Annotated in this window: 23 protein-coding genes; 12 read left to right on the forward strand and 11 right to left on the reverse strand. The window is 74.7% G+C overall.

All coding sequences use genetic code 11. The annotated features are described in order from the left end of the window. Positions 1-13: 13 nt before the first annotated feature. Positions 14-487, reverse strand: coding sequence for a MarR family winged helix-turn-helix transcriptional regulator (locus AC2TEW_RS18740; protein WP_484624490.1), 474 nt, complete (start codon positions 485-487; stop codon positions 14-16). A 93-nt stretch (positions 488-580) separates the two neighbouring features. Between AC2TEW_RS18740 and AC2TEW_RS18745 the strand changes: the two genes are divergently transcribed. Then, the gene (locus AC2TEW_RS18745) at positions 581-958 is read left to right on the forward strand and encodes an HGxxPAAW family protein (RefSeq protein ID WP_484624491.1); all 378 of its coding nucleotides are present in this window, start codon (positions 581-583) and stop codon (positions 956-958) included. A gap of 88 nt (positions 959-1,046) precedes the next feature. On the opposite strand, the gene AC2TEW_RS18750 is transcribed toward AC2TEW_RS18745, so the two are convergent. Next, positions 1,047-2,219, reverse strand: coding sequence for an 8-amino-7-oxononanoate synthase (locus tag AC2TEW_RS18750; RefSeq protein ID WP_484624492.1), 1,173 nt, complete (start codon positions 2,217-2,219; stop codon positions 1,047-1,049). A 107-nt stretch (positions 2,220-2,326) separates the two neighbouring features. On the opposite strand from AC2TEW_RS18750, the gene AC2TEW_RS18755 reads away from it, so the two are divergent. Further along, positions 2,327-3,934 carry a PucR family transcriptional regulator gene (locus tag AC2TEW_RS18755; RefSeq protein ID WP_484624493.1) on the forward strand — a complete coding sequence of 536 codons (1,608 nt, stop codon included), beginning with the start codon at positions 2,327-2,329 and terminating at the stop codon, positions 3,932-3,934. A 113-nt stretch (positions 3,935-4,047) separates the two neighbouring features. Beyond that, positions 4,048-6,270 (forward strand): CLIPPER-2 domain-containing protein, encoded by a 2,223-nt coding sequence (locus tag AC2TEW_RS18760; RefSeq protein WP_484624495.1) that lies wholly within the window; start codon positions 4,048-4,050, stop codon positions 6,268-6,270. Between the two features lie 79 nt (positions 6,271-6,349). On the opposite strand, the gene AC2TEW_RS18765 is transcribed toward AC2TEW_RS18760, so the two are convergent. Beyond that, on the reverse strand, positions 6,350-7,066 hold the full coding sequence (locus AC2TEW_RS18765) for a hypothetical protein (RefSeq protein ID WP_484624496.1): 717 nt from the start codon (positions 7,064-7,066) through the stop codon (positions 6,350-6,352). Positions 7,067-7,415: 349 nt separating this feature from the next. Beyond that, the gene (locus tag AC2TEW_RS18770) at positions 7,416-8,471 is read right to left on the reverse strand and encodes a LacI family DNA-binding transcriptional regulator (RefSeq protein WP_484624604.1); all 1,056 of its coding nucleotides are present in this window, start codon (positions 8,469-8,471) and stop codon (positions 7,416-7,418) included. 423 nt (positions 8,472-8,894) lie between these two features. Between AC2TEW_RS18770 and AC2TEW_RS18775 the strand changes: the two genes are divergently transcribed. From AC2TEW_RS18775 to AC2TEW_RS18815, 9 genes are all read left to right on the forward strand, one after another. Beyond that, positions 8,895-10,217, forward strand: a complete 1,323-nt coding sequence (locus AC2TEW_RS18775) for an ABC transporter substrate-binding protein (RefSeq protein ID WP_484624497.1) — start codon at positions 8,895-8,897, stop codon at positions 10,215-10,217. 176 nt (positions 10,218-10,393) lie between these two features. Beyond that, positions 10,394-11,395 (forward strand): carbohydrate ABC transporter permease, encoded by a 1,002-nt coding sequence (locus tag AC2TEW_RS18780; RefSeq protein WP_484624498.1) that lies wholly within the window; start codon positions 10,394-10,396, stop codon positions 11,393-11,395. A 2-nt stretch (positions 11,396-11,397) separates the two neighbouring features. Next, a complete protein-coding gene (locus tag AC2TEW_RS18785; protein ID WP_484624499.1) occupies positions 11,398-12,279 on the forward strand; it encodes a carbohydrate ABC transporter permease in 882 nt (293 codons plus the stop codon). Between the two features lie 38 nt (positions 12,280-12,317). Then, on the forward strand, positions 12,318-13,721 hold the full coding sequence (locus AC2TEW_RS18790) for a GH1 family beta-glucosidase (protein ID WP_484624500.1): 1,404 nt from the start codon (positions 12,318-12,320) through the stop codon (positions 13,719-13,721). Positions 13,722-13,971: 250 nt separating this feature from the next. Continuing rightward, the gene (locus AC2TEW_RS18795) at positions 13,972-15,330 is read left to right on the forward strand and encodes an alpha/beta hydrolase family protein (RefSeq protein WP_484624501.1); all 1,359 of its coding nucleotides are present in this window, start codon (positions 13,972-13,974) and stop codon (positions 15,328-15,330) included. 6 nt (positions 15,331-15,336) lie between these two features. After that, positions 15,337-16,725, forward strand: coding sequence for a hypothetical protein (locus AC2TEW_RS18800; protein ID WP_484624502.1), 1,389 nt, complete (start codon positions 15,337-15,339; stop codon positions 16,723-16,725). Continuing rightward, positions 16,722-18,134 (forward strand): CHAT domain-containing protein, encoded by a 1,413-nt coding sequence (locus tag AC2TEW_RS18805; RefSeq protein WP_484624503.1) that lies wholly within the window; start codon positions 16,722-16,724, stop codon positions 18,132-18,134. The genes AC2TEW_RS18800 and AC2TEW_RS18805 overlap by 4 nt, the downstream gene beginning before the upstream one ends. Beyond that, complete coding sequence (locus tag AC2TEW_RS18810; protein ID WP_484624504.1) at positions 18,131-19,561, forward strand: hypothetical protein; 1,431 nt, start codon at positions 18,131-18,133, stop codon at positions 19,559-19,561. Before AC2TEW_RS18805 ends, AC2TEW_RS18810 begins: the two co-directional genes overlap by 4 nt. A 120-nt stretch (positions 19,562-19,681) precedes the next feature. Next, complete coding sequence (locus tag AC2TEW_RS18815; RefSeq protein ID WP_484624505.1) at positions 19,682-20,464, forward strand: glucosamine-6-phosphate deaminase; 783 nt, start codon at positions 19,682-19,684, stop codon at positions 20,462-20,464. Between the two features lie 115 nt (positions 20,465-20,579). Here the strand turns inward: AC2TEW_RS18815 and AC2TEW_RS18820 are convergent, their stop codons facing one another. The 7 genes from AC2TEW_RS18820 to AC2TEW_RS18850 form a co-directional block, all read right to left on the reverse strand. Further along, positions 20,580-21,008 carry a MarR family winged helix-turn-helix transcriptional regulator gene (locus AC2TEW_RS18820; RefSeq protein WP_033822524.1) on the reverse strand — a complete coding sequence of 143 codons (429 nt, stop codon included), beginning with the start codon at positions 21,006-21,008 and terminating at the stop codon, positions 20,580-20,582. 85 nt (positions 21,009-21,093) lie between these two features. Then, the gene (locus tag AC2TEW_RS18825) at positions 21,094-21,915 is read right to left on the reverse strand and encodes a putative quinol monooxygenase (protein WP_484624506.1); all 822 of its coding nucleotides are present in this window, start codon (positions 21,913-21,915) and stop codon (positions 21,094-21,096) included. A 67-nt stretch (positions 21,916-21,982) separates the two neighbouring features. Further along, on the reverse strand, positions 21,983-23,026 hold the full coding sequence (locus AC2TEW_RS18830) for a 3-oxoacyl-ACP synthase III family protein (protein WP_484624507.1): 1,044 nt from the start codon (positions 23,024-23,026) through the stop codon (positions 21,983-21,985). 23 nt (positions 23,027-23,049) lie between these two features. Then, a complete protein-coding gene (locus AC2TEW_RS18835; RefSeq protein ID WP_484624508.1) occupies positions 23,050-23,715 on the reverse strand; it encodes an HAD family hydrolase in 666 nt (221 codons plus the stop codon). A 54-nt stretch (positions 23,716-23,769) separates the two neighbouring features. Further along, positions 23,770-24,819: a ScbA/BarX family gamma-butyrolactone biosynthesis protein gene (locus tag AC2TEW_RS18840; RefSeq protein ID WP_484624509.1), complete on the reverse strand. Its 1,050-nt coding sequence runs from the start codon at positions 24,817-24,819 to the stop codon at positions 23,770-23,772. Between the two features lie 89 nt (positions 24,820-24,908). Beyond that, positions 24,909-25,979 (reverse strand): aldo/keto reductase, encoded by a 1,071-nt coding sequence (locus tag AC2TEW_RS18845; protein ID WP_484624510.1) that lies wholly within the window; start codon positions 25,977-25,979, stop codon positions 24,909-24,911. A 34-nt stretch (positions 25,980-26,013) separates the two neighbouring features. Next, positions 26,014-26,964, reverse strand: a complete 951-nt coding sequence (locus tag AC2TEW_RS18850; RefSeq protein WP_484624511.1) for an aldo/keto reductase — start codon at positions 26,962-26,964, stop codon at positions 26,014-26,016.

The raw sequence follows: 26,964 nt of genomic DNA on the forward strand, positions 1-26,964 counted from the left end.
GGCAGGGGGGCGGTCAGCCGTGCCGGATCTCCTCCAGGCGGGTGCGCATCAGGTCGGTGGTGCGGGTGAACCAGTCCGCCAGGACGGCGATCTCATCCGGGGTGTAGTCGGCGAACAGTGCGTGCAGCCGCTCGTAGAACGGCTGGTAGAGCTCCATCACGCGGAGGTTGGCGGTCTCGTCGGGGACGATCCGTACCCGGCGGCGGTCCGCCGGATCGGCCTGCCGGTGGGCGTACCCGGCCCGTTCCAGCCGGTTGACGACGCCGGTGACGGCGCCGGTGGTCAGCCCGGCGCGAGCGGCGAGTTCGCCGGCGGTGACGGGCTGTTCGCCCGCGCCGATCACATGGCCGAGGCAGGTGAGGTCGGTGCTGCTCAGCCCGAGCCGCTGGGCCATGTCCTGCTGCCCGATGTGGCTGAGTGCGATCAGCTGGTCCATGCCCGCGAGTGCCTGTGCGGCCGTCGCCGCCGGACGGGGCTTGCCCTGCATGCAGATTCCTCTTAGTCTCTAAGATACTTAGCTCGTGAGATAAACGGTCTCTCCAGCCTACGTGCCATGCCCCCACATCCCCCGGAGGAAGCGATGAGTGCCCTGCACGGCAACCACGACATGGGCCACACCGTCGCCGGGTGGACCGGCACGGCGGTCGCGCTCACCGGTTCCACGGTGGCCGGGGTGGCACTGTGCGCCGGGTCGGCGGCGGGCCTGTGGCTCGGGGGCGCGCTGGTCGTCCTGGCCGCCGTCGCCACCTGGGTCCTGCACCTGGCCGGCTGGGGCAAGCCCAGCGGTCCGCGCCCGGAGCAGCAGTGGCCGTGGCGGGTGCGCGACACCATGACCGCCCACGGCGACTGCCTCGGCTGCCGCCTGGCCGGCCGGGGCCGCCGCACCGCGGCAGCCGCGGGCGCCACGTCCCCCGCGCGCCCGACCGCGGAGCGTCCGGTCACGGCCGGCCGGCCGTGACGCCGTAGCCGCAGCCGTACGCCTGCGCGCGCCACGCGGCAGGCCGGGGCTCAGGCGGTCAAGACACAGCAGGTCAGGGCAGAGCCGGTCAGGGCGCCGTGGCGGCGATGGTGGCGACGGCCCGCTCGATCTGGTCCTCCGTCAGGTCGCCGCGGGCCGTCAGCCGCAGCCGGGAGACGCCGTCCGGCACCGACGGCGGGCGGAAGCAGCCGACCGCGATCCCGGCCGTACGGCAGTCCGCCGCCCACTGCACCGCCGCCTCGGGTCCGGGTGCCCGGACCGAGACCACGGCCGCGTCCGGGGTGCTGGCCTGCAGTCCCGCCGCCGCGAGCCGGGCGGCGAGGGTGCGGGCCACCTCCCGGGCGCGCGCCGCACGGTGCGGCTCGGCGCGCAGCAGGCGCAGTGCGCCGAGTGCGGCGCCGACCGCGGCCGGGGCCAGACCGGTGTCGAAGATGAAGGTGCGGGCGGTCTCGGTCAGGTGCCGGATCACCCGGCGCGGGCCGAGCACCGCGCCGCCCTGCGAGCCCAGCGACTTGGACAGCGTGACGGTGGCCACCACGTCCGGCTCGCCCGCCAGACCGGCGGCGGCGAGCGCGCCCCGGCCGCCCTCGCCGAGCACCCCGAGGCCGTGCGCGTCGTCGACCAGCAGCGCGGCGCCGCCGTCGCGGGCGGCGGCGGCCAGGCGCGGCAGCGGCGCCGCGTTGCCGTCGACCGAGAACACCGAGTCGCTGACCACCAGGGCGCGCCGCTGCGACCGGGCCGCCAGCACCTCGCGCACCGCCGCCGGGTCGGCGTGCGGGGCGCGGTGCACGTCGGCGCGGGCCAGCCGGCAGCCGTCGATCAGCGAGGCGTGGTTGTAGGCGTCGGAGACGATCAGGGTGTCCGGGTCGGTCAGGGCGGTCAGCGCCGCCAGGTTGGCCGCGTACCCGGAGGAGAAGACCAGCGCGGCCTCGAACCCGCAGAACGCGGCCAGTTCGTCCTCCAGCTCGGTGTGCAGCGCCGTGGTGCCGGTGACCAGCCGGGAGCCGGTGGCGCCGCCGCCCCAGCGCAGTGCGGCCTCGGCGGCGGCGCCGGTCACGGCGGGGTGGCGGACCAGGCCCAGGTAGTCGTTGCCCGCCAGGTCGAGCACCGGGTCCTCGGCGGGGCGGCTGCGCAGGGTCCGGGTCAGTCCGGCGCCCGCGCGCAGCTCGGCGGCCTCGTCGAGCCAGTCGAACACGGCGGCGGGGGCGAGGGAGGCCTGCGGCACGGTGGGGTGGACCATGGTCGCACTCTGTCATCCGGGGCCCGCCGCGGGCAATGTGCGCCGGGGCACACCGCGGGCCCGGCGGGCGGCATAGACTCCGACGATCACCCGGAGGGGAGGCGCAGTTGGAGGACGGCCGCCTGACCGTGCAGGACGTGCTCGACCTGGACCCGATGGTGACCTGGGGCGCCGAGGTGGCGGCCTGCCCGGGCCGGCTGGACCGGCCGGTGCGCTGGCTGCACGTGGCGGAGGCGACCGATGTCGCGGTGATGCTCTCCGGCGGCGAGATGGTGCTGACCACGGGTGTGCTGCTGGCCGGCGACGAGCGCCGGCAGGTGGAGTACGTGGAGGCGATGCAGCGCGCCGAGGCCGCGGCCGTGGTGCTGGGGCTGGGCCGGGGCTTCCGGACCACGCCGGAGGCGATGCGCCGGGCCGCCGAGCGCTGCCGGGTCCCGCTGATCGTGCTGCACCGCCCGGCGCCGTTCACCCGGCTGACCGAGGAGGTGCACGCCCGGCTGCTGCACGGCCGGTTCGCCGCGCTGGACCTCTCCGACCGGATGAGCAGCGCCCTCACCGCGCTCAACCTCTCCGGCGTCCCGCTGCAGCGTCTGCTGGACGAGATCTCCGCGTACGGCGGCGGCCCCGCGGTGGTGGTCAACCTGGCCCGCCGGGTACTCGCCTGCGCCGGGCCGCGCACCGCGCTCGGCGACCTGCTGCGCGACTGGGACCTGGTGTCCCGGCAGGTCGCCGCGATGGCCGGGAACTCACCGGTGACGCTCGGCCCGGACGGCTGGATCGTGGCCCGGCTGGAGGCCCGCGGCCGCCAGTGGGGCCAGCTGGTGCTGTTCGGCCACCCCGGCACCGCGCAGACCGCCCGGGTGATCGGCACCCGCGCCGCCGAGGCGCTGGCCCTGCACCACCTGCTCGGCGAGCGCGGCCGGGGCTGGGAGGAGCAGGCCGCGGAGGTGCTGCTGGCCGACCTCGCGGCCGGCACCGCCCGCCCGGAGGACCTGCTCCCCCGGATCCGCGCCGCCGGGCTGCCGGCCGGCCGGCGGACCTTCGTCCCGCTGGTGCTGCGCCCGCACGGGCGCGTCCCGGGTCTGCGGGACCTGGTCGAGCGGCAGCTCGCCGACGACGGCACGGCCGCGCTGGCGGCCTGGATCCGGCCGGACACCCTGGCCGTCCTGCTGAGCCTGCCCCCGGGCCGCGACCCCGAGCAGGAGGTCCGCCGGCTGGCGGTCCGGCTGCACGAACGGCTGGCCGCACTCGGCGCGCGGGCGGCGGCCGGTGCCGGTTTCGGCTGCGCCGTGCTGGACGAGCTGAGCCGCTCGTTCGTGGAGGCGGTGCACGTCGCGGACGCCGCCCTGGCCGGGCCGCCGGCCGGGCCGGTGGCGTGGCTGCGGGACGTACGGCTGCGCGGGCTGGTCCGGCTGCTGCGCGACGACCCGCAGCTGCAGTCCTTCATCGTGCGTGAGCTCGGGCCGCTGCTCGGCCGCCCCGACCTGCTGGAGCTGCTGCGCGGCTACCTCAGCACCGGCCGCAACAAGTCCCTGACGGCTCAGCACCAGCACATCAGCCGTCCGGCGCTCTACCGGCGGCTGCAGGGCATCGAGGAGCTGCTCGGCACCGACCTCGACGACCTGGAGCAGCTCACCTCGCTGTACGTCGCACTGCTCGCACACGACGCCCAGCGGGATGCCCGGCAGGACGCCGGGCCGGACACCCCTCGGTGAGCGGGCACCGACGCTGACCCAAAAGGTCACTCCATGTTTTGATCACATTACTTTCCGTCAAAGGATCTGCTCGTCCGACCCCATGACGACGGCTTCCCCTCCCCGGAGAGAACGTGAACGGTTACCTGGCGCACATCAGACGCCCTTCCCCGCGGCGCTCGCTCGTCGCCGCCGCCGCGGGCCTGGCGCTCGCAACCAGCGGCACGGGAATGACGCCGGCCCTGGCGCAGGGTGTCCCCGCCGACGCCCGCCCGGCGTCCGCCCCCTCGCCACGGGCGCTGCGCGCCCCCTGCCCGCCCGTCCCGCTCTGGGCGAACACGGGAGGGGCGAGCCACACACTCATCGAGTACGACACGGCGGGCACCGTCCTGTTCAGTGCGCCACTGGTCCGCGACTACGGTGACATCGCCTTCGGCCCGGACGGCTCGAAGCTCTACGGCGTCAACTTCCCCGGCGCGGCGACCGTGTACACCATCGACCCCGCGACCGGCGCGGAGACCGCGAGCGTCGCGGTGACCGGCCCGCTCGCCGCCCTGGGGGCCACACCGGCCGTCAACGGCCTGACCGCCGCCGCGGACGGCAGGCTGATCGTCGGATCGTTCATCACCAACCAGATCTTCCTGGTCGACCCGGCCACCGGCGTGAGCACCGTCGCCCCTTACGCGTTCCCCGCCGGGTTCGTCTCCGCGGGCGACTTCCTCACCCTCGCCGACGGCGACCTCCTCGCGTTCGGCGCTCCGGCCGGCGGCATCTCCTCGCCCTCGCCGGTGTTCCGGATCCACCCGGACAACACCGTCACGCAGATCGGCACCGTCCCCCAGACCTTCGGCGGCGCCCAGTCGGGCGGCAGCGTGTACGCGTTCGCCTCGGACGGGACGATCAACCGGCTGACCAGCGTCCCGACCGCCGCGTCGACCGACCCGCTGCCCGTGACGCCGGTCGTCGCCACCGGGGCCGGCTTCTACGGCGCCACCGCCGCGCAGGACTCCGGCAGCTGCGCCGCGCCCACCTACACGATCGCCAAGGGTGCCGTCCCGGCCGGACCGGTCGACGAGGGCGCCACGGTCACGTACACCGTGACCGTGGCGAACACCGGGACCGTCGCGGCCAACGCCGACTTCACCGACGACCTGAGCGCCGTCCTGGACGACGCCACCCTGGTGCCCGGCTCGGTCACCGTGACCACCGGCGCCGCCTCGGTGACCGGCAACACCCTCACCTACACCGGCCTCCTCGGCCCGGGCGGCACCGCGACCGTCAGCTACCGGGTCACGGTGAACACCCCCGACACCGGCGACCGTGCGCTGCGGAACTCGGCCACCCCGACCGGCCAGGGCGGCAGCTGCGCCACCGAGGGCGGCTGCACCACCACCGTCACCGTCAACCGCCCGCCCACCCGCGGTCTCACCGTGGTGAAGTCCGCCACCGAGCAGGACTTCACCGCGCCCGGACAGGTCCTGCACTACCAGTACGTGGTGACCAACACCGGTTCCGAGCCGCTGACCGGCGTCGCGGTCTCCGACCAGGGCCCCGGTACTCCCCAGGTGACCTGCCCCGTCTCCGTCCTCGCGCCGGGCGGATCCACCACCTGCACCGCCACCTACACCACCACCGCCCTGGACGTGCGCAACGCGAAGGTCGTGGACACCGCGACCGCGACCGGCAGGACCCCGGGCGGCAGCACCGTGACCGGGACCAGCAACCAGGTCACCGTCCCCTACAGCGGTCTGACGATCGTCAAGGACGCGCAGGAGACCGCGTTCTCCGGGGCCGGCCAGACCGTCCACTACACCTTCACGGTCACCAACACCGGGACCGTCCCCGTCACCGGCATCCAGGTCGCCGACCACGGCCCGGGCACCCCCCGGGTGACCTGCCCGGTCACCACCCTGGAACCGGGCGGATCCACCACCTGCACCGCCACCTACACCACCACCGCCGCCGACGTGAAGGCCGGACGGATCACCGACCGGGCCGACGTCACCGGCACCTCCGCCGGCGGCAGTACGGTGACCGCGACCAGCAACATCGTGACCGTTCCGGCGTGCAAGCCCTGCGAGGACCACGACCACGGCCACGGTCACGACGACGACTGCGACGATCACGACCGGCCCGGCGGCCACGACGGCTCCCCGTGGACCCCCGGCCACGGCAGCGAGCAGGCCTCCGTCCGGCCGGCCGGCTGGACGGCCGGCACCAGCAGCGACTCCGCCCGGCCCGCCGACGGCCGCCACGGCGCCCTCGCCGCCACCGGCGCCGACACCACCACCCCCGCGCTCGGGGCCGGCGCCCTGCTGACCCGCCGCCACCGGACCCGGCGGGCCGGCGGCCGCTGAGCCTCCCTGCCACACCACCAGCGGGTCTGCCGTCCGGCCGGACGGCAGACCCGCTGCCGTGTGCCCGCCGGTGCCGGGCTCAGGGTCTGACGGCCGGTCCGTCCGCGACCGCGACGGGCGGGCTGCCCTCGGAGGTCCACCACGCCCGCGGGTCCTCGCACGAACCGACCGTCAGCCGCTCGCCGTACCCGTTGTCGAGCAGGCAGCCGCCGCGCTGCGCGACGATCCGGAACGGGGCGTCCGCGGCGGCCGGGCCGGTCCGGGCCGGGTCCCCGGCGAAGGTCCACAGCTGGGCCGGGTCCTCCTGCGGGCCCGCGGACCGGCCGTGCTGCAGGTAGACCGAGTCGTCGGGGTCGGTGGTGAGCAGCAGCGGTCCGGCGTCATCGACGGGCGCCAGCAAGGTCCGCAGAACCAGCTCGCCGGTGCCGGACGGGAGGACCAGCCACTCCTGGTCCGCCTCGGCGTCCGGAGGCATGCCGACCACGGCCGCACCGTCCGCCGCCCGGGACTCCCCCACGCCGAACGCGTGCATCCGCAGCCCGGACTGCCGGGCCGTCAGCACGGCCGGCCCGCTCATCGGCCCGCTCAACGGCCCGCTGCCCGCCACGGTGTCGGCGTGCGGCGGCACGGCGGCGGGCGCCCGGGTCACCCCGTCCGGCCGGGTGGCCGGGGCACCCGCGGCGGCCGCCGCGGAGTCGGCCTGCGAGGGGTCGGCCTCACCGACCGGCAGCAGCGCGGCGAGGGCGGCGAACACGGCCGTGGCCGTGGCGGCGGTGAGCACCGGTCTGTGGTTCACGTTCGGTTCCCCTGCGAGGTGTTCGGGACGGCCGCGGATCCGTCCCCCGTCCCGCCCGGTCCGGCCCGGATCAGGCACGGGACGGGCTCGGGCACCGGCCGGGGTCGGGCAGCGGCCGAGGGCAGGGGTCGGGCAGGCCAGACGCTAGCCGAGCGGCCGCGCCGCCGGGCCCGGTCGACACCGACGAGTGAACGCCGGTACCGCCGTTCGGCCCAGCGCACGGGAGCGGACCACCCGGACGAGTGGGTGGGAGCGCTCCCGCAACGGACTCGCACTCGCGGAGCATCTCACCCGTGCCCCCTCCCCGCTCACTGAGCGCCCCCGCGCCGCCGAACGGTCCGCCGCGGCCTCAGGCCGAGTCGCGGACCACCAGTTCGGTCGCCAGCACCACCTGCCGGTGGGCCCGGCCGGGCGAGCCGATCTCCTCCAGCAGCAGCCGGGCCATGGTCCGGCCCATCTCCTCGATCGGCTGCCGGACGCTGGTCATCGGCGGTTCGGTGTGCCGGGCCACCACCGAGTCGTCGAACCCGATCACCGCCACGTCCTGCGGCACCCGCCGGCCGGCCGCCCGCAGCACCTGCATCGCCCCGGCCGCCATCAGGTCCGAGGCGCAGAACACCGCGTCCAGCCCGGGGCTGCGCTCCAGCAGTTCCCGCATCGCGAGCCGGCCGCCCTCCTCGGTGAAGTCGCCGAGCCCGACCAGGTCCTCCCGGTACGGTCGGCCGGCCTCCTCCAGGGCCTGCCGGTAGCCGCCGAGCCGGGCCCTGGCGCCCTCCATGTCCAGCGGTCCGGTGATGGTCGCGATGGCGTCGCAGCCGCGCCGCAGCAGGTGCCGCACGGCCATCCGGGCACCGCCCGCGTTGTCCGCGATCACATAGCCGAGCGGCTCCGCGTCACCGCGCCGGCCGGCCAGCACGGACGGGATCTCCAGGCTCTCCAGCAGCGCCGGCAGCGGATCGTCCCGGTGCACCGAGACCAGCAGCACGCCGTCCACCCGCTGCGCGGTCAGGTACGCCGCCAGCCGCTCGCGCTCGCGCTGGTTGCGGACCAGGATCAGCAGCAACTGCATCTCGGTCTCGGCGAGTTCGGCCGACACTCCGCTGATGATGTCGGAGAAGTACGGCTCCGAGAACAGCCGGGTCTCCGCCTCGGGCACGACCAGCGCGATCGAGTCGGTCCGCGAGGTGACCAGGGTCCGGGCGGCCCGGTTGGGCACGTAGCCGAGTTCGGCGATGGCGGCCAGCACGGCCTCCTTGGCCTTCTCGCTGACCCGCGGCGAGCCGTTGACCACCCGGGAGACCGTCCCGCGGCCCACCCCGGCCAGCGCGGCCACCTCCTCGAGGGTCGGGCGCGCCGCCCCCCGGGCCGCGCCGCCGGCCGCGCCGCCGGCCTGCCCGCCCACCATCCGTGCCATCGTGCCGCCTCTCCGTTCACCCGGCCGGGCTCCACTCGCGCCCGGCCACCACCCCATCGTCCCCGCGCGCCGCCGCCGGACACCAACCGGGTCGGCCTCCGCCCGCCGCCCGGGCCGCCCGGGGCGGCCGTCGGAAACAGATCCGACACACAGGCTTGACACCCGGCACCGGGACGCAGCAACCTTCCCACAGGCCGAGTGGGAGCGCTCCCACGCGGCCCCGGCGAGCGTACACCGGGGCCGGGCCCGCCCCACCGCACCTCCCCGTACCTCCCGTTCGACAGCACCAGGCACCCATCCGCCACCCGTCCGCGCAGGTCGGCCCGCCCGGCCGCCGCGTGCCGCACCCCGCGAGGCCCGTCCACGGACGCCCTCGGAACGCCCACGGAACGTCCTCGGAACAAGGAGACGCACATGCGCACCACCTCCCGTCCCCGCAGAGCCACCGCCCCGGCCGCCGCGGCGCTGCTCTGCTCCGCCCTGCTGCTGACCGCCTGCAGCAGCGGCGGCCCGCAGCCCGCCGGATCGGCGGGCCCGGGGTCCGCGCAGGTCACGCTGACCGTCGGCGACTTCGGCACCTTCGGGTACAAGGAGGCCGGCCTGTACGACGAGTACATGGCCGCGCACCCGAACATCACCATCAAGTACGAGACCGTCCAGGACGGCCAGAAGTACTGGGACGCGCTGACCACCCACCTGGCCTCCGGCAGCGGGCTCTCCGACATCCAGGCGGTCGAGGTCGGCTACATCGCCCAGGCGGCCGGCACCCTCGGCGACAAGTTCACCGACCTGTCGAAGGCGGACGGGGTGAAGGCGGACGCCTGGCTGCCCTGGAAGTCGAAGCAGGCGACCACCGCCAAGGGCGCCCTGATCGGACTCGGCACCGACATCGGCCCGATGGCGGTCTGCTACCGCAAGGACCTGTTCGAGCAGGCCGGCCTGCCGTCCGACCGCGAGGCGGTGGGCAGGCTCTGGGCGGGCGACTGGAGCAAGTTCGTCGACGCCGGCAAGCAGTACCAGGCCAACGCCCCGGCCGGGACCTACTTCACCGACTCGGCCAGCGGGCTGTTCAACGCGGCGCTGTCCGCCGAGGCGCAGCAGTACTCGGACGCCTCGGGGAAGCTGGTCTACCGGGACAGCCCCGGGGTGAAGAAGGCCTGGGACATCGCGGTCAGCGCCTCCCAGGCGAAGATCAGCGCCGGGCTCCGCCAGTTCCAGGACAACTGGAACAGCGCCTTCACCAACGCCCGGTTCGCGACCGTGGTCTGCCCGTCCTGGATGACCGGCATCATCAGCAAGTACTCCGGCGACAGCGGCAAGGGCAAGTGGGACATCGCCCAGGCGCCGGTCGCCTCCAACTGGGGCGGCGCCTTCCTGACGGTGCCCAAGGCCGGCAAGCACACCGCCGAGGCCGCCGCGCTGGCCGCCTGGCTGACCGCGCCCGAGCAGCAGGCCAAGGTGTTCACCAAGGTCGGCAACCTGCCCTCGACCACGGCGGGTCTGCAGCTGCCTGCGGTGCAGGACGCCCGGCTGGACTACTTCGGGTCCACCCCGACCGGCCAGATCTTCGCGACCACCGCCGGGAGCATCAAGCCCGCGCCGATCGGCGAGCAGGACGGCACGGTCAAGACGATCATCACCGACAACGGGATCCTCGACATCGAGCAGCACGGCACCGACCCCGCCAAGGCCTGGCAGACCGTCACCGAGCTGATCGACGACAAGGTCAACGGCTGACGTCTCCCGCCGCGCGCCGCGCGCCGCCCGCCGCCCGCCGCCCGCGGGCCCGGTCGCCCCGCTCCGGGCGGCCGGGCCCGGCGCCCCGCCCTGCGCACCCGAACGCCTCCGGTCCGCACGCCCCAGCCCGCACGCCTCCGCCCCGTCGGAGGCAGCCACCCCGAGAAGGACTCCCCGTGGCCTCCACCCTCCGCGCCCCCGCCGAGGACAGCCCGCCCCCGCCGGAGCCGCCCGGCCCCGTCGCTGCGGCCGGGCGCCCCGCCTGGCGCTCCCGGCTGCACCGCTTCGACCTCAAGGCCTCGCCGTACGTCTTCATCGCGCCGTTCTTCCTGTGTTTCGCGGTGTTCGGCCTCTTCCCGCTGGTCTGGACCGGATGGCTCTCGCTGCACCGGGTCGACCTGCTCACCCCGGACGTCGCCGAGTGGCGCGGGTTCGGCAACTACACCCGGCTGTGGGCCACCGACCAGTTCTGGAACGCGCTGCGCAACACCGTCACCATCGGTGTGCTCTCGACCGTGCCGCAGCTGCTGATGGCGCTGGGCCTCGCCCACCTGCTCAACTACCGGCTGCGCGGCCGCGGTTTCCTGCGGGTCGCGGTGCTGGCGCCGTACGCCACCTCGATCGCCGCCGCGACGCTGGTCTTCGTCCAGTTGTTCAACCCCGACTACGGGCTGGTGAACTGGTGCCTGTCGGGGCTCGGGCTGGCGCACACCGACTGGTACGCCGGCACCTGGCCCTCGCAGATCGCCATCGCGACCATCGTCACCTGGCGCTGGACCGGCTACAACGCGCTGATCTACCTGGCCGCGATGCAGGCCGTCCCGAAGGACCTGTACGAGGCCGCCGCGCTGGACGGCGCCTCCCGCTGGCAGCAGTTCACCCGGATCACCGTGCCGTCGATCCGGCCGACCATCCTGTTCACCGTCGTGGTCTCCACCATCGGCGCCACCCAGCTGTTCGGTGAGCCGCTGCTGTTCGGCGGCGGGGTCGGGGTCAGCGGCGGCTCCGCCCACCAGTTCCAGACCCTCGGCCTGTACATGTACGAACTCGGCTGGCCGAGCCGCCAGTTGGGCCGCGCCTCGGCGGTCGCCTGGACGATGCTGCTGCTCCTGCTGCTGATCGGCGCCGTCCGGTACCTGGTCGCCCGCCGCCACCGCCTCGAACCGAAGAAGGGCTGACCATGGCCGCCACCACCGCCCCCGGCGCGCTGCGGCGCCGTCTGCGCCCCGGCGCCGGCGCCCAGGACAAGGCCGGTCCGGTCACCTACCTGGTGCTCGGCCTCGCCGCGGTCGTCTCGCTGTTCCCGCTGTACTGGACCTTCGTCGCGGCCACCTCCACCGGCGACCGGGTCGCCCAGTCGCCGCCGCCGCTGGTGCCGGGCGGCGAGCTGTGGAACAACGTCCGCACCGTCTGGGACCAGGCCGACATGGGCACCGCACTGCTCAACTCGACCGTGGTGGCGGGCTGCGTCGCGCTGTCCACGGTGCTGTTCGCCACCCTGGCCGGGTTCGCCTTCGCCAAGCTGGCGTTCCGCGGCCGGGGCGCGCTGCTCTCGCTGGTGGTCGCCACCATGACGATCCCGCCGCAGCTCGGCGTCATCCCGCTGTACCGGATCGTCACCGGCCTCGGCTGGGGCAACCACCTCCAGGCGGTGGTGCTGCCGTCGCTGGTGGCCGCGTTCGGGGTGTTCTTCATGCGGCAGTTCCTCGCCGAGGCGGTCCCGACCGAGCTGATCGAGGCCGCCCGGGTGGACGGGGCGCACAGCCTGCGGATCGTGTGGCACGTGGTCCTGCCGATCGCCCGCCCCGCGATGGCCGTCCTCGGCATGCTGGTCTTCGTGCAGTCCTGGAACGACTTCTTCTGGCCCTTCGTGGTCCTCACCCAGCAGAACCCGACCGTGCAGGTGACCCTGGCCGGCATCGGCGGCGGCAGCGCGTACGAGATCAACCAGGCCGTCATCATGACCGGCGCCCTGGTCGGCACCCTTCCGCTGCTGCTGGTCTTCGCCGTGCTGGGTAGGCACATCGTCGGCGGGATCACCGCCGGCGCGGTCAAGAGCTGACCCCACGCACCACCGCACCCCACAGAGGAGCCCACCGCATGACCGTCAACAGCCGACGCTTCCCCCCGGGTTTCGTCTGGGGCGCCGCGACCGCCGCGTACCAGGTCGAGGGCGCCGCCGCCGAGGGCGGCCGGACCCCCTCGATCTGGGACACCTTCAGCCACACCCCGGGCCGGACCGTCAACGGCGACACCGGCGACCGTGCCGTCGACCACCTGCACCGCTTCCGCGAGGACGTCCGGCTGATGGCCCGCCTCGGCCTCACCTCGTACCGCTTCTCGCTGTCCTGGCCGCGGATCCAGCCCACCGGCCGCGGCCCCGCCCTCGAGCGCGGCCTGGACTTCTACCGGGAGCTCGCCGACGAACTGCTCACCCACGGCATCACCCCCGCCGCCACCCTCTACCACTGGGACCTGCCGCAGCACCTGGAGGACCGCGGCGGCTGGCCGGTCCGCGACACCGCGTACCGCTTCGCCGAGTACGCCGCCTTGGCCGCAGAGGCGCTCGGCGACCGGGTGCCGACCTGGATCACCCTGAACGAGCCCTGGTGCAGCGCCTTCCTCGGCTACGGCTCCGGGGTGCACGCGCCCGGCCGGACCGACCCGGTCGACGCGCTGCGCGCCGCCCACCACCTCAACCTCGGGCACGGCCTCGCCGTCGACGCGCTGCGCGGCGCGCTGCCCGCCGCCGCCCGGATCGCCGTCTCGCTCAACCTGCACGCGGTGCGTCCGCTCGAGCCCCGGCCCGAGGACCTGGACGCGGCGCGCCGGATCGACGCGGTCGGCAACCGGATCTTCACCGGCCCGATGCTGCACGGCGGCTACCCCGAGGACCTGCTCGCCGACACCGCGCACCTGACCGACTGGGAGTTCCTCCGGGACGGCGACCCCGCCCGGATCGCCCGGCCGATCGACCTGCTCGGGCTGAACTACTACACCCCGACCGTGGTGTCGGCGGCGCCGCACACCGGCGGGTCCGCCCGGCACGACGGACACGGCGTCAGCGAGCACTCGCCCTGGCCGGGCGCCGACCGGGTCGCCTTCCACGCCGCGCCGGGCGAGGTCACCGCGATGGGGTGGCCGGTCGAGCCGGGCGCGCTGTCCGAGCTGCTGCTGGCGCTGCACCGCGAGCACGGTCTGCCGCTGCTGGTCACCGAGAACGGCGCCGCCTACGAGGACGTGGTCGGCCCGGACGGCACCGTCCAGGACCCCGAGCGGATCGCGTACCTGCGCGGGCACCTGGCGGCGGTCGCCGACGCCGTCGAGGGCGGTGCCGATGTCCGCGGCTACTACCTCTGGTCGCTGCTGGACAACTTCGAATGGTCGTACGGCTACGGGAAGCGGTTCGGGATCGTCCACGTCGACTACCCGACGCTGGCGCGCACCCCGAAGGCGAGCGCGCACTGGTACGCCGAGGCGATCCGGCGCGGCGGTCCGCACTGACCGTGACCGGCGCGGGCCGGGCCGACCGCCCGCCCCGCGCGGCCGGGTGACGGACCGTGACGGCCTCCCGTGACGGTCCGTGACGGCGGCCACCGGCCGTCACGGCCGCCGCCGGCCGCCGCCGGTCGCGCCCGGTCACCGCCGTCCGCGGCCGATTGCCGCGCTCACCCGAACGGCGCAAGCTGGGAGCAGAAGCCCGGCCGTCCGCCGGACCCGGGCCCCCGCCGCAGCCCCTTCGAGGTGGTCGACGATGGCGGACACAACCGAGGTGAAGCCCTGGCGGACCCTCACCGGAGGCAGCGCCACCGGGGCCGACGCGTACCTCGTGCCCTTCGACAAGTCCGGCGCCTGCACCGGCCCGCGGACCGCGGAAGCCGTGGTGGCGGCCGCCGCCGACGCCACCGACGTGTTCCTGTTCTCGCACGGCTGGAACAACGACTGGGCGGCCGCCACCGGGCGTTACGACGACTTCATCGCCCGGTTCCTGGAGACCGGTCACCGTTGGTGGAACCCGCCGGACCGCGACTACCGTCCGTTGCTGGCGGGGGTGTTCTGGCCGAGCACCGCGCTGGTGGCACCCGGTGAGCGGGCACCCGCGATCGCCGGGTCGGCGCCGGGCCCCGCCGCGACGGCGGCGCTGGCCGAGGAACTGTCCGGGTCCGACGCGGCCCGGCTGACCGAGCTTGCCGGGCTTGAAGGGATCGACCGGGACCAGGCCCTGGAACTGGCCGGGCTGCTCGCCCCCGTGCTGGCGGACGGCACGGACGAACTGCACCCGGGCGGCCCGACACCGCCCGCACCCGAGGATCTGGTCCGCACCTGGAGCGGGCTGCCGCCCGAACGCCCCGCGGGCGGCCCGCCGCCGCGCCCCGGCGGCTTCATCGCGGACGACGGGCCGGACGCCTCCGCGGCGCCCGGCACCGCGGGCGGGCCCGGGGCGTTCGCCGCCCGGTTCGACCCGCGGCAGATCGTCCGGCTGGCGACCGTGCTGCTGATGAAGGACCGGGCCGGCCGGGTCGGCGGCCACGGGGTGGCGCTGCTGCTGCGCTCCCTGCTCGACGCCCCGTCCGGCGCCCGGATCCACCTGGTCGGGCACTCGTACGGCGCCAAGGTGGTGCTCTCGGCGCTGTGCGACGGGCCCGCGCCCGGCCGGAGGGTCGAGTCGGTGCTGCTGCTCCAGCCCGCCCTGTCCGCCCTGTGCTTCGCACCGGACGTCGACGGCACCGGACGGCCCGGCGGCTACCGGCCCGCACCGGAGCGCTCGGTGCAGCCGGTGCTGACCACCTTCAGCCGCCATGACGTGCCGCTGACCGAGGTCTTCCACCTGGCCGTCCGGCGGCCCTCCGACCTCGGCGAGGTGGTGATCGCCGGTGCGCCGCCGTCCCGCTACGCCGCGCTCGGCGGGTACGGCCCGCAGGGCGTCGACGGGGAGAGCGTCACCGTCGACCCCCGGGAGCCGCCGGAGCGGTACCCGCTGGGCCCGGGTCCCCGGATCGTGGCCGTCAGGGCGGACGGGGTGATCTCCGGGCACGGTGACGTCGCCAACCCGGCCACCGCCTGGGCGCTGCTGTCCCAGGTGATGGGTACGGGGTCGACGGGTGACGGGTGAGCGCCGATGGCCGTCCAGATCCGCAGCGAGTACGACCTGCCCACGCTGCGCATCCGGCTGTCGGGCGCGGGCCGGGCCGGCCTGACGCACGTCGAGTTCCAGACCGTCCTGGGCGGCGGGCGTCCCGAACGGGTGGCCGGCTGCACCATCGGCCAACTCGGGCTGCCGGAACGGCTGTCCGCCCGCGACCAGCTCCCGGACCACCGGTTCCGGATCCCCACCGAGCTGGTGAAGGCCCTGGCGGTCGCCGCCGACGGCCTCGGGCCGTCGCCCGGGCCGCCGTCGAACGCCCTCTGGCTGGAGCTCGCCAACCCGCGCGGCTACCTCCACCTGGTCCCCTGGGAGGAGTTGCTCGCCCCGCTGGGCCGTCCCGTGGTCCGGCTGCCGAACCACACCGTCCGCGCGCAGTCCCCGTCCGACACCCTCGAGGTGGCGCTCTGCGCCGGGTCCCGGTCGGCGGGCACCGCCGCGGCCACCGCCGCCGTCCTCGAACAGCTCACCGGGATGTGGATCGAGCACTCCGGGCGCCACGTCCGGGCGCACCTGTTCACCGACCTGGCCGGCCACCGCGAGGTGGCGCGCTGGGCCAGCGGCATGACGCCCTTCCTGGTGGTGCACGATCCGCACGACGCGGCCCGCTGCGCGCCCTCCCCCGACAGCCTCAGCCGCGCCGAGGAGCCGGGCCGGGTGCTCGACCCGTGGCTGCGCTGGATCCGCGACGCGCTGCAGCGCCAGGCCCTGGACGTGGTCCAGTTCGTCACCGACGGCCGGCTCTCCAACGGCCGGGGCGCCCTGGCCATCGCCGGCACCCCGCTGCGCGGTCCGCAGCGGGCCCCGTCGCCGTTCGTCGGCAGTGCCCAGCTCAGCACGCTGCTCGCCCAGGTCGGCGCCTGGGGCCTGGTGCTGAACGCGGTGCCGGGGATCCGTTCCGGCGCAGCGCTGCGGGAGCTGGCCGACGCGGTCGCGGCGGTGCGCCCGGGCGTCGTCCTGGTCGACGACCTCGATCTCGACCCGGACCTGCGGCAGTTGGGCGCGGCCGTCGGTATGGTGCTGGGCGCCACCGACCCGCCCGCGGCGGCCATGCCGGGCCTGGTCTGCTGGGCCCATCCCCAGTTCGCCGAGTCCCCGGGGACGGCGGCCATGCTGCTCACCCCGGACCGGCGTTCGACGCTGATCGGCGGCGCCACCCAGGACGCCCTGACCGGTGACCGCACCCCTTCCTGGGTGGCCTCCGGGACCCGCTACCTGGAGGCGCAGCAGTCCGAGTGGATGCCCGACTCCCCCGATGCGGCCGAGGTGGACCCGGACGCGGCCGCCGCGCTGCGTTCGGTCTCCTCGCTCCTCGAGAAGCACGTCCGCCGGCACCTCGACGGCCGCCCCGGAGGTGCGCCATGAGTCGACTGATCTTCCAGCTCTCGGGTTCGGTCGGGCTCGACAACCTGACCCACGTACAGATCTCGCTGTCGGAGCCGCCGGTGTTCGGCGTCCCCGCGCACCCGTTCCAGTGCACCGGGGACGAGCAGCCGCTGGCGGTGCTGCGCGACACCCGGCTGCCGATCGACGGGGTCACCCGGACGGCCGGGCGGTTCCTGTTCGAGGAGGTGATGCGGCATCCGGGGGTGGCGAGCCAGCTGCCGGTGGCGCTGAACACCCAGCCGCCGGACCGCTGTCCGGTCTTCGTGGAGCTGGCCACCGGCGCCGAGGTGGAGGCGCTGCCGTGGGAGACGCTCTGTGCGCCGTCCGGGGAGTTCCTGGGGCTGGACGAGCGGTGGTCGCTCGGACGGATCGTCAACAGCCCGATCGTGCGGGAGCCGTACTGGTACCTGGAGCCGCCGGTGCGGATCGCCGCGGTGCTGTCCTGCCTCGGGATCCCGGCGGCCGACGAGTGGCAGGCGCTGCGGGACGCGGTCGCGGCGGCTCCCGGGGTGCCGGTGGAGCTGCTGGTGGTGGTGAGCGAGAAGGATCTGTACGAGCAGGTGCTCGACGAGGGGGACGGGGTGCGGGTGGAGCTGGTGCCCGAGGACCTGGCCGATCTGCAGCAGCTGATCAGCGGTTTCCGGCCGCACCTGCTGCACTTCTTCTGCCACGGCTCGGTGCAGGGCGGCCCGCACCTGCAGCTGGCGTTCGGGACGGACTGGGACACCGGCCGGGCGGACCACAGCCTGAACGTCGAGGCGCGGGAGTTCCGTGACTTCGTCGAAGGCGCGGGCGACCCGCCGTGGCTGACCGTGCTGAACTGCTGCGAGGGGGCCGCGGTCGGCGAGGGCCCGGACAGCATGCAGTCGCTGGCGCTGCGGCTGGTGTACGAGGGCGGGCTGCCCGCGGTGGTCGCGATGCGCGAGTCGGTGCCCGGTGACGACGCGAACCTGTTCACCCGGGCGTTCTACCGGCGGCTGCTGGCCGAGCTCGCGGACCGCGCCGGGTCCGGGGCCGGCCCGGAGGCCGCCGAGCCGGTCGACTGGGCGATGCTGCTGGTCGCGGCGCGGACCAGGCTGGCGCACAAGCACACGGACATGACGCTGAGCCAGGCCGCTGCCTCGACCAAGGAGTGGACCCTGCCCGCGGTGTATCTGCGCCATCCCCACGGCCAGGGCCCGGCCCGGCCGGGCGGCCGGCCGCCGACTGCCGACACCGGTGACGGCGGTGACGGGGACGGCGGGCCGCCGACGCTGCGGGCGGCCCGCAAGGAGATCGAGGCGCTCCAGGGCCTGCTGGCCCAGCTGCCGCCCAGCGCCCCGCCGGCCCTGCGCGCCGAGGCCGAGCAGCGGCTCGGCGAGCTGGCCGGGCTGCTGGAGCACCGGTGAGCGGCCCGGCGGCCGGTCCGGTGCCGGGTGCCGACACCGTGACGGACGCCTTCTCCGGCACCGGGCCGGTGGCCGGTCCGCTGGCGCAGGCGTACGGCAGGTGGGCGCTGACCTCGGTCGAGGTGGGGGCGGCGCGGCGGCTGGTGCCGTCCGCGCCCGACCCGGCCGACTGGAGCGACCCGAGGGTCGGCTGGGGTCTGGTGCTGCCGGACTCCCCCGGGCTCGACCCGGACGCGCTGGCCCGGGCCGAGGACGCCGAGCCGCCGCTGCGCCGGCTGGTGGCGGCCCGGCGGGGGCGGGTGCTGCGGTACCGGGCGGGCAGCGGGTACGCCGACTGGACGCTGCGCGACCTGGCCGGCGGCGGCGATCTGCTGACCGCGGCCTCGCCGGCCGGCTCCGGCCCGCTGGAACTCCCGATGTACCTGCTGATCCACGGCACGCCCGAGCAGATCCCGTGGCAGGTGCAGTACGCGCTCAACCCGGTGCGGCACGTCGGGCGGCTCGATCTGACCGGGGAGGCGCTGGCGCGGTACGTCGAGGCGCTGCTCGACGGGTGGTCCGGCTCGGCGGTGCGCTACGAGGCGCCGGTGGTCTGGTCGGTCGACCTGGGCGAGGGTCCGCAGGACATCACCACGCTGATGCGGGACGCGGTCGGTGCGCCGCTGTACGCGCTGCTGGCGGCGGACCCGGACATGCCGGCGGCGGTGTTCGTCGACGGGTCGGCCACCGGTGCGGACGGCGCGGCGCTGGGCGAGGCGCTGGCCTCGGCCCGTCCGGCGCTGGCCGTGACCACCAGCCACGGTCTGACCGGCCCGGTGGAGGACCCGGTGCGGCTGCGCGCGGGCCTCGGGCTGCCGGTCGGCCAGGACCGTACGCCGGTGCGGCCGCAGGACCTGCTCGCCGGGTGGCAGCCGGACGGCGTGGTGTGGGTGGCGCGGGCCTGCTGTTCGGCCGGGTCGGACAGTCCGAGTGCGTACCACGGCCTGTTCGAGCCGGGGTCGCCGGTGGACCGGACGCTGGACGGGGTCGCGGGGGCGGGCGCGGCCGTCGCCCCGCTGCCGCGGGCGCTGCTGGGTGCCGAGCGGCCGGCCCGGGCGTTCGTCGGGCAGGTCGAGCCGGCCTTCGACTGGACCATGGCGTTCCCGCCCAACCGGCAGCGGCTCACCTCCCAGCTGGTCGAGGCCGCGCTGTACCGCGGGCTCTGCCTGGGCCTGCCGGTGGGGCTGGCGATGGCGCCGTACTACGAGCCGGTCGGCAGTCTGCTGCTGCAGTACGCGCGGGCGGCGGGCGCGTACGGCACCAGTGTCCGGGAGGCCGCCAGGACCGCGCTGGACCTGGCGCTGTACAGCAAGGTGACCGCCTACGACCGGGCGGCGACGGTGGTCCTGGGCGACCCCACGGCCGCGCTGCGGCTGCCGGGGCGGTGAGCGGCCGGTGGCCGGCGCGGGGGCGGGCGCGTTCCGGGTGCCGGACCGGGTGGACCTGAGGGGTGTCTTCACGGCAGACTGGTCTAGACCTCTAAATCGTTCCAGAAACGGTGGACCAGTATGGAAATCGTGATCGTCCCCGACGCCGCCGCCGGCGGCGAGCTCATCGCCGCGGCGATCGCCGATCTGCTGTCCGTCAAGCCCGACGCGCTGCTCGGCGTCGCCACCGGCTCGACCCCGCTGCCGATCTACCAGGCACTCTCCGCCCGGGTCCGCAGCGGCGCGCTGGACGCCTCCCGGGCCCGGATCTGCCAGCTGGACGAGTACGTCGGCCTGCCGGCCGGCCACCCCGAGTCCTACCGCTCGGTGGTGCTGCGCGAGGTGGTCGAGCCGCTCGGCCTCACCGAGGACTCCTTCCTCGGCCCGGACGGCAACGCCGAGGACATCGCCGCGGCCGCCACCGCCTACGACCGGGAGCTGGCCGCGGCCGGCGGCGTCGACCTCCAGCTGCTGGGCATCGGCACCGACGGCCACATCGGCTTCAACGAGCCGTGCTCCTCGCTCGCCTCCCGGACCCGCATCAAGACCCTGACCCGGCAGACCCGGGAGGACAACGCCCGCTTCTTCGACAGCCTCGAGGAGGTGCCGCACCACGTCATCACCCAGGGCATCGGGACCATCCTGGAGGCCCGCCACCTGGTGCTGCTGGCCACCGGCGAGGCCAAGGCGGAGGCCGTCGCGCTCGCCGTCGAGGGCCCGCTGGCCGCCGTGGTGCCCGCCTCCGCACTGCAACTGCACCCGCACGCCACCGTGGTGGTCGACGAGGCCGCCGCCTCCGGCCTCAAGCTGGCCGGGTACTACCGCGACACCTACGCGGCCAAGCCCGCCTGGCAGGCGCTCTGACACCCGCTCGGGGCCGGGCACGCCGACGCCCCGGCCGCACCGGGCGCGGGGGCGCTCGGGTGCGGGCGGGGCGTCGGCCGCTCCCGGACCTGCCGGGCGGACCTGCCGGGCGGGCCTACCGGTTGAGGACGGCGGACCAGCGTTCGAGGAACTTCAGCAGCTGCTCGCGCTCCTCGTCGTCGAACTCCGCCGCGATGGACTCCTCGACGGCGACGGCCTCCTCGTCGGCCTTGCTGAGCAGCGCGCGGCCGCTCCTGGTGAGCCTGGCCTCCAGGATGTGGAGGTGGACCGGGTGGGGCTTGCGCTCCACCAGTCCGCGGCCCTCCAGGGTGTTCAGCACGGAGGACATCGTCTGCGGGGTGACCAGGCAGCGGCGGGCCAGCGCCGCGCCGGACAGTCCGGGCTCCTCGAAGATGGCCAGCATGACGGTGTACTGGGCCGGGTTGAGGTTGAACGGCCTGAGGGCAGCATGCTTCGCGGCGATCAGTTCCTGCTCGGCGCGCTTCAGATGGTGACCCAGCCGGCGCTCGATCGGAAGCCTCATGCTTGGAGCACCTCTCAGACCTCTTACATTCATCTGCACTCGGATGACCAGCGCCAATCAGATGCAGTTCATCGGTTAGATGTTATCAGCCGTCCTGGTTCGGCACCGAGACACCGCCCGGGGCCGAGAAGCCGTCGGCGCGGTTGGTGACGAAGAAGCTCGGCCCGGTGATGTGGGCACGCGCGACCAGGGCCAGGAAGTCGGTGGCCGCCGGACCGTTCTTGTGCGCGTCGAAGGCGGCCTGGTCGGTGAAGGTCTCCAGGAAGACCACCCGGGTCGGGTCCTTGGGGTCGGGCACGAAGTGGTACCCCAGCGTGCCCGGCTCCTCGGTCAGCGACCGGTAGCCGTCGGTCTGGGCCATCGCGATGAACTCGTCCCGGAACTGCGGCTGCACGTTGTCGAACTCCGCGACGACGGTGAAGACCACGCCCGCGTCGCCGCGCGAGTCGGCCCGGCTGCCGTTCATCTCCAGCGGGCGGGAGGTGCCGCTGATGGTCCGGTTCGGACCGGTGACGTGGTCCCGGGCGGCGAGCGCGCGCAGTCTGTGCTCGTACCGGCCGTGCTCGTGGGCCTCGAACGCTCTGCGGTTGGCGAAGGTCATCGCGACCACCAGCCGGGACGGGTTCCCGGGGTCGGGCACCACGTGGAAGCTCTGGGTGCCGCGCTCGTGCTTCAGCGAGTCGTAGCCGTCCTGCTGGGCGGCGGCCAGGAAGGCCGCCCGGCCGGCCGCCGGGATGTTCTCGAACGAGTCGATCACCAGGTACGCCACACCGTGGTCGCCGCGGCTCGGCTCGGTCTGCCCGGGGCGCAGCGGGGCCGCCGTGGCGGCGGGCGCGGCGAGCAGCAGGGCGGCGGCCAGCGCACTCGGAAGCAGCGCGCCCGGGAGCAGTGCGGTACGGAGTTTCATCGGGGTTCTCCTCTTCAGGGGTGGGTGGTGCCGCTGCGGGAGCGGCGGTTCGGGGGTGCGACCGGCGTCAGGCGTGCGCGCCGGTCAGCTGCGGGACGGCCTGCGGCCCCGGGACGGGTGCCGCGGCCCAGCGCAGCAGCGTGGTGCCGACGCTCATGCCGCCGCCGAAGGCGGTCAGCAGGACGGTGTCGCCGGTGCGCAGCCGGCCGGCCCGGTGGGCGTGGTCCAGCGTGATCGGGACGGAGGCGGCGCCGGTGTTGCCGTAGCGTTCGACGGTCAGGTGGAGTTCGGCCCTGGGCAGGCCGAGGCTGGGCCACAGGTCGGCCAGCATGGCGCCGTTGGCCTGGTGCGGTACGACGTGCCGGACGGTCTCCGGCGGGGTGCCGCAGCGGCGCAGCAGGGCGGCGACGGCCTCGGGGAGTTCCGCGTGGACGAACTGCCGGACGCCGCGTCCGTCCATCCGGAAGTAGTGGCCGCCCTCGGCCAGGGTCTGCGCGGAGGCGGGGCTGCGGCTGCCGCCGGCGGCGACGCCGATCAGGCCGTGGGCGTCGCCGCGGGTGGTCAGTTCGGTGTCGACGAAACCCAGTTCGGGCGCGACCGGGCCGAGGACCACCGCGCCGGCGCCGTCGCCGAACAGGGCGCAGGTGCGCCGGTCGGTGTAGTCCAGGATCCGCGAGTAGACGTCGGCGCCGATGACCAGGCCGTGCGGTACCCGGTGGGGGTCGCGGCGGTCGAGCAGTCCTTCGGCGACGCCGAGGGCGAAGGTGAAGCCGGAGCAGACCGAGTTGAGGTCGAAGGCGGCCGCGTTGCGGGCGCCGAGCAGGTGCTGGACGATGCCGGCGGTGGCGGGCTGCGGGTGGTCCGGGGTCGAGGTGGCGACGATGATGAAGGACAGCTGTTCGGCGCGGATGCCGGCCTGGGCGAGGGCCCGGCGGCCGGCCTCGGCGGCGAGGTCCGAGGTGGCCTCGCCCGGGGCGGCGCGCCGCCGCTCCCTGATGCCGGTCTTGTCGGTGATCCACTGCGGGGTGACCCCGGCGGGCCCGGCGATCTCGTCGTTGCCGATGACGGTCTCGGGCAGGTACGAGCCGGTGCCGACGATGCCGATGCTCATGGTTCCTCCTGACGGCGGCCGGTTCAGCCGGCCGGCACTTCGGTGATGGAGAGCCGGCGCCAGTTGGCGGCCTCCGCGCGGGCGGTGAGCACCGGGTCGTCGCCGACCACCACGGGGTGGCCGACGGCCTCCAGCAGTGGCAGGTCGCTGGCGTGGTCGCCGTAGGCGCAGGACGCGGCCAGGTCGATGCCGAGGATGGTGCCGGCGTGCCGGGCGATCCGGCCCTTGACCTCGCCGATCACCGGGACGGTGACCTCGCCGGTGAGTTCGCCGCGGCGGATCACCGGCCGGGTGCAGAACGTCCAGTCGGCCTGCAGCTGGGCGGCGATGGGCTGCAGTGGTGCGAAGAACGAGCCGGAGACCAGGACGGTCCGGGCGCCCGCGCCGCGTCGCAGGGCGAACTCCGCGACGGTGCGCGGGACGAACAGGCCGCGCTCGACCTCGCGGGCGAACCAGGCCTCGCCGGCCGCGGTGAGGCGTTCGGCGCTCTCGCCGGCGTAGTAGCGGTAGTAGCGGCGGTTGATCTCCTGCCGGGGGACGCCCTGGGCGGCGGCCGCCCGCAGCTCACCGGCGAGGCGCTGGTACGTCTCCTCGGGCCGGCCGCGCCACCACAGGTAGAACTCCAGGAAGCTGAACATCGACTTGGGGTGGATCAGCGTCTCGTCGACGTCGAAGAATGCCGCGCGCACGGGTCCTCCTCATGGGTGGTCGGGGCTGGTTCGGGGTCGGGGGCGGGCCCGCGCCTACTGGGTGACCGTGGCCAGCGTGATCGCGAAGGTCGCCAGCTCGGCGCCGTCCTGGGCCGCCGTCACGGTGACCGGCACCCGCAGGGCGGGCTCGTCGGGCTCCGGCAGGTGCAACGGGCCGCCCTGGGTGTAGAAGGTGCCGGGCTGCTCCTGGGCGCCGGTCTGCGGTTCGCAGACCTTGGCGGTCAGCACGGTGGCCGGTTCCAGCTCCCCGAACCGGGTCATGGTGACGAACAGTTCGGTCGGGTACACCTTGGCCGGGGACAGTCCGCGGGCCTCCATCGCGGCGAACACCGCGAGCTGGCGGGCGGCCTCGGTCAGCACCATGCCGGGCAGGTGGTCCTGGGCGTGGTCGAACAGGCTCGGGTGCTCCGGCGGGACGTGCAGGGCGGCCCGCGCGACGCCGTCACCGCTGACCGCGTCGGAGAGGATCACGTTGGCGGCGGCCGCCCGGCCGACCAGGTACGGGTCGGTGAGGCTGCGGGCGGGGGCGACCGGCAGTTCGGCGGTGCTGGGCAGCGGGCGGCCGTCCCGGTTCTTGGCCCGCAGGTCGGCGTAGGCGGACGGGTCGCGGAAGCGCAGCCCGACGCCGGTCCAGCCGATCACCGTGCCGTCGACCGACAGCTCGATGCTGGTGTCCAGCCCGGTGATCCGGCCCTCGCGCAGGCGGCGGTCGGTGACGGTCGCCTTCATCGTCACCCGCAGCGGCCGGCTGCCGACGACCAGCAGCTGCGGCCGGATCAGGCTGATCCGCAGGAAGGTGAGGATGAACTTGTCGGTCAGCGGCACGTCGTAGAAGGCGTGCGCGCCGGCCAGGCAGGCCTGCCGGCCGGCCTCCAGCAGCAGGACCGGGTCGTAGCGGCCGGGCCGCAGCAGGTGGTCGCCGTAGTAGGCGTGCGAGCGGGGCAGCATGGCCGCGACGGCGTAGCTGTCCTCGCCGGTGGAGCGGAGGTCGGTGAGGAACACCTCGCCGATCGAGTCACGGTGCACCAGCGTACGGTTGACGGTACGGGAGAAGCTGAGCTGATCGGTTTCGGTGACAGTCATACCGGCTCCTTCGGCCTGGGAAGAGGGGACCGCCGGGCGCCCGCCGCACGGGGGGACGCCGAGGCGCCCGGCGGTCGTTCGGGACCCGCTCAGGCGGGGTAGACGTCGCCCGGGAGCTTCCGGTCGGCGCCGACGGTCGCGATGTGCCAGTACGGGTACGGGGCACGGGTGGCGCTGACCTTGTCGAGGGTGGCGACCTCGTCGGCGGTCAGGGTCCACTCCATCGCCTTGAGGTTGTCCTCCAGCTGGTGCGGCTTGGTGGCGCCGATGACCGCGGAGGTGATGCCGGGCTTGGCCAGCACCCAGTTGACGGCGACCTGGGCGACGCTGGCGCCCCGCTCGTCGGCGATCACCTGCATGGCGTCGACGATGTCGTACGCCTGCTCCTCGTCGGTGAGCGGCGCGGACTCCGCCGGGGTGGCCTCGGAGAGCCGGCTGCCGGCCGGGCGGCCCTCGCCGCGCCGGTACTTGCCGGTCAGGAAGCCGCCGGCGAGCGGGCTCCAGGCGGTGATGCCGACCTGCTGGTCGACGGCGAGCGGGACCAGTTCGTACTCCAGCTCGCGGGCGGCCAGGTTGTAGTAGCCCTGGTAGCAGACGAAGCGGTTGAGGTTGCGGCGCTCGGAGACGGAGAGCGCCTTCATCAGCTGCCAGGCGGCGAAGTTGGACACCCCGAGGTAGCGGATCTTGCCCTGGTGGACCAGGTCGTCCAGCACCCGCAGGGTCTCGTCGAGCGAGGTCCGCGGGTCGAAGCCGTGCAGGTGGTAGAGGTCGATGTAGTCGGTCTGCAGGCGGCGCAGGCTCGACTCGACGGCCTCGTAGAGGTGGTGGCGGGTGGAGCCGAAGTCGTTCGGGCCGTCGCCGCTGACCCGCCAGCGGCCCTTGGTGCCGATGATGACCTTGTCGCGGACCTTCTTGAGGGTGTGGCCGAAGAACTCCTCGCCCTTGCCGTTCTTGTAGACGTCGGCGGTGTCGAAGAAGTTGATGCCCGCGTCGAGGGCGAGTTCAATCATCCGTACGACGTTCTGGTCGTCGACGGTGCCGAACTCGGACCAGTTGCGGTCGGGGGCGCCGAGGAAGGAGGCGCCGCCGCCGAAGGTCATGGCGCCGAAGCACAGTTCCGAGACGGCCAGGCCGGTGTCGCCGAGATAGCGGTATCGCATGGGGGGAACCTCTCTGGTTGGGGTCGGCGGGGGCTCAGTAGCGGGTGCCGGCGGTGGAGCGGCCGAGCGCGGTGAGCGCGTCGACCTCCTCGGCGGTGAGGGTGAGTTCACCGGCCCGGACGTTCTGCTCCAGGTAGGCGGTGCGCTTGGTGCCGGGGATCGGCACGATGTGCCCGGCCTGGGCGAGCACCCAGGCGAGGGCGACCTGCGCAGCGGTGGCGCCGTGGGCGGCGGCCACCGCGGCGACGCCCCGGGCGACGTGCTGGTTGGCGGCGATCGTCTCGGGCTGGAAGCGCGGGTTGCCGCGGCGCCAGTCGCCCTCCTCCAGCTGGTGGCCGGCCTCGATGGCGCCGGTCAGGAAGGCGCGGCCGAGCGGGCCGTAGGCGATGAAGGCGGCGTCGTTGGCGGCGCACCAGGGCACCACCTCGTCCAGCTGGTCCTGGCTCCACAGCGACAGCTCGCTCTGCACGGTGGAGACCGGGTGGATCGCGTGGGCGGCGGTCAGTTCGGCGACGGTCGCCTCGGACATCCCGATCCGGCGCACCTTGCCGGCGGTGACCAGTTCGGCCATCGCGCCCCAGGTCTCCTCGACCGGCACGGCCGGGTCGACCCGGTGCAGCTGGTAGAGGTCGATGGTCTCGACGCCGAGGCGGGTCAGCGAGCCCTCGGCGGCGGCCCGGATGTGCTCGGGGCGGCCGTCGGGCAGGATGTCGCCGTCCCGGACCACCAGGCCGCACTTGCTGGCCAGCACCACGTCGTCGCGGCGGCCGCGCAGGGCCCGGCCGACCAGCACCTCGTTGGTGTGCGGGCCGTACACGTCGGCGGTGTCGATCAGGGTGACGCCGAGTTCGATCGCGCGGTGCACGACCTTCTCGGACTCGCTGTCGTCGCGCAGTCCGGGGGTGTAGGCGAAGCTCATGCCCATGCAGCCCAGGCCGATCTCGCCCACGTTCCAGCCGGTGCTGCCCAAGGGACGGGTCTTCAC

Source organism: Kitasatospora sp. NEAU-CNBT7 (genome assembly GCF_057220535.1).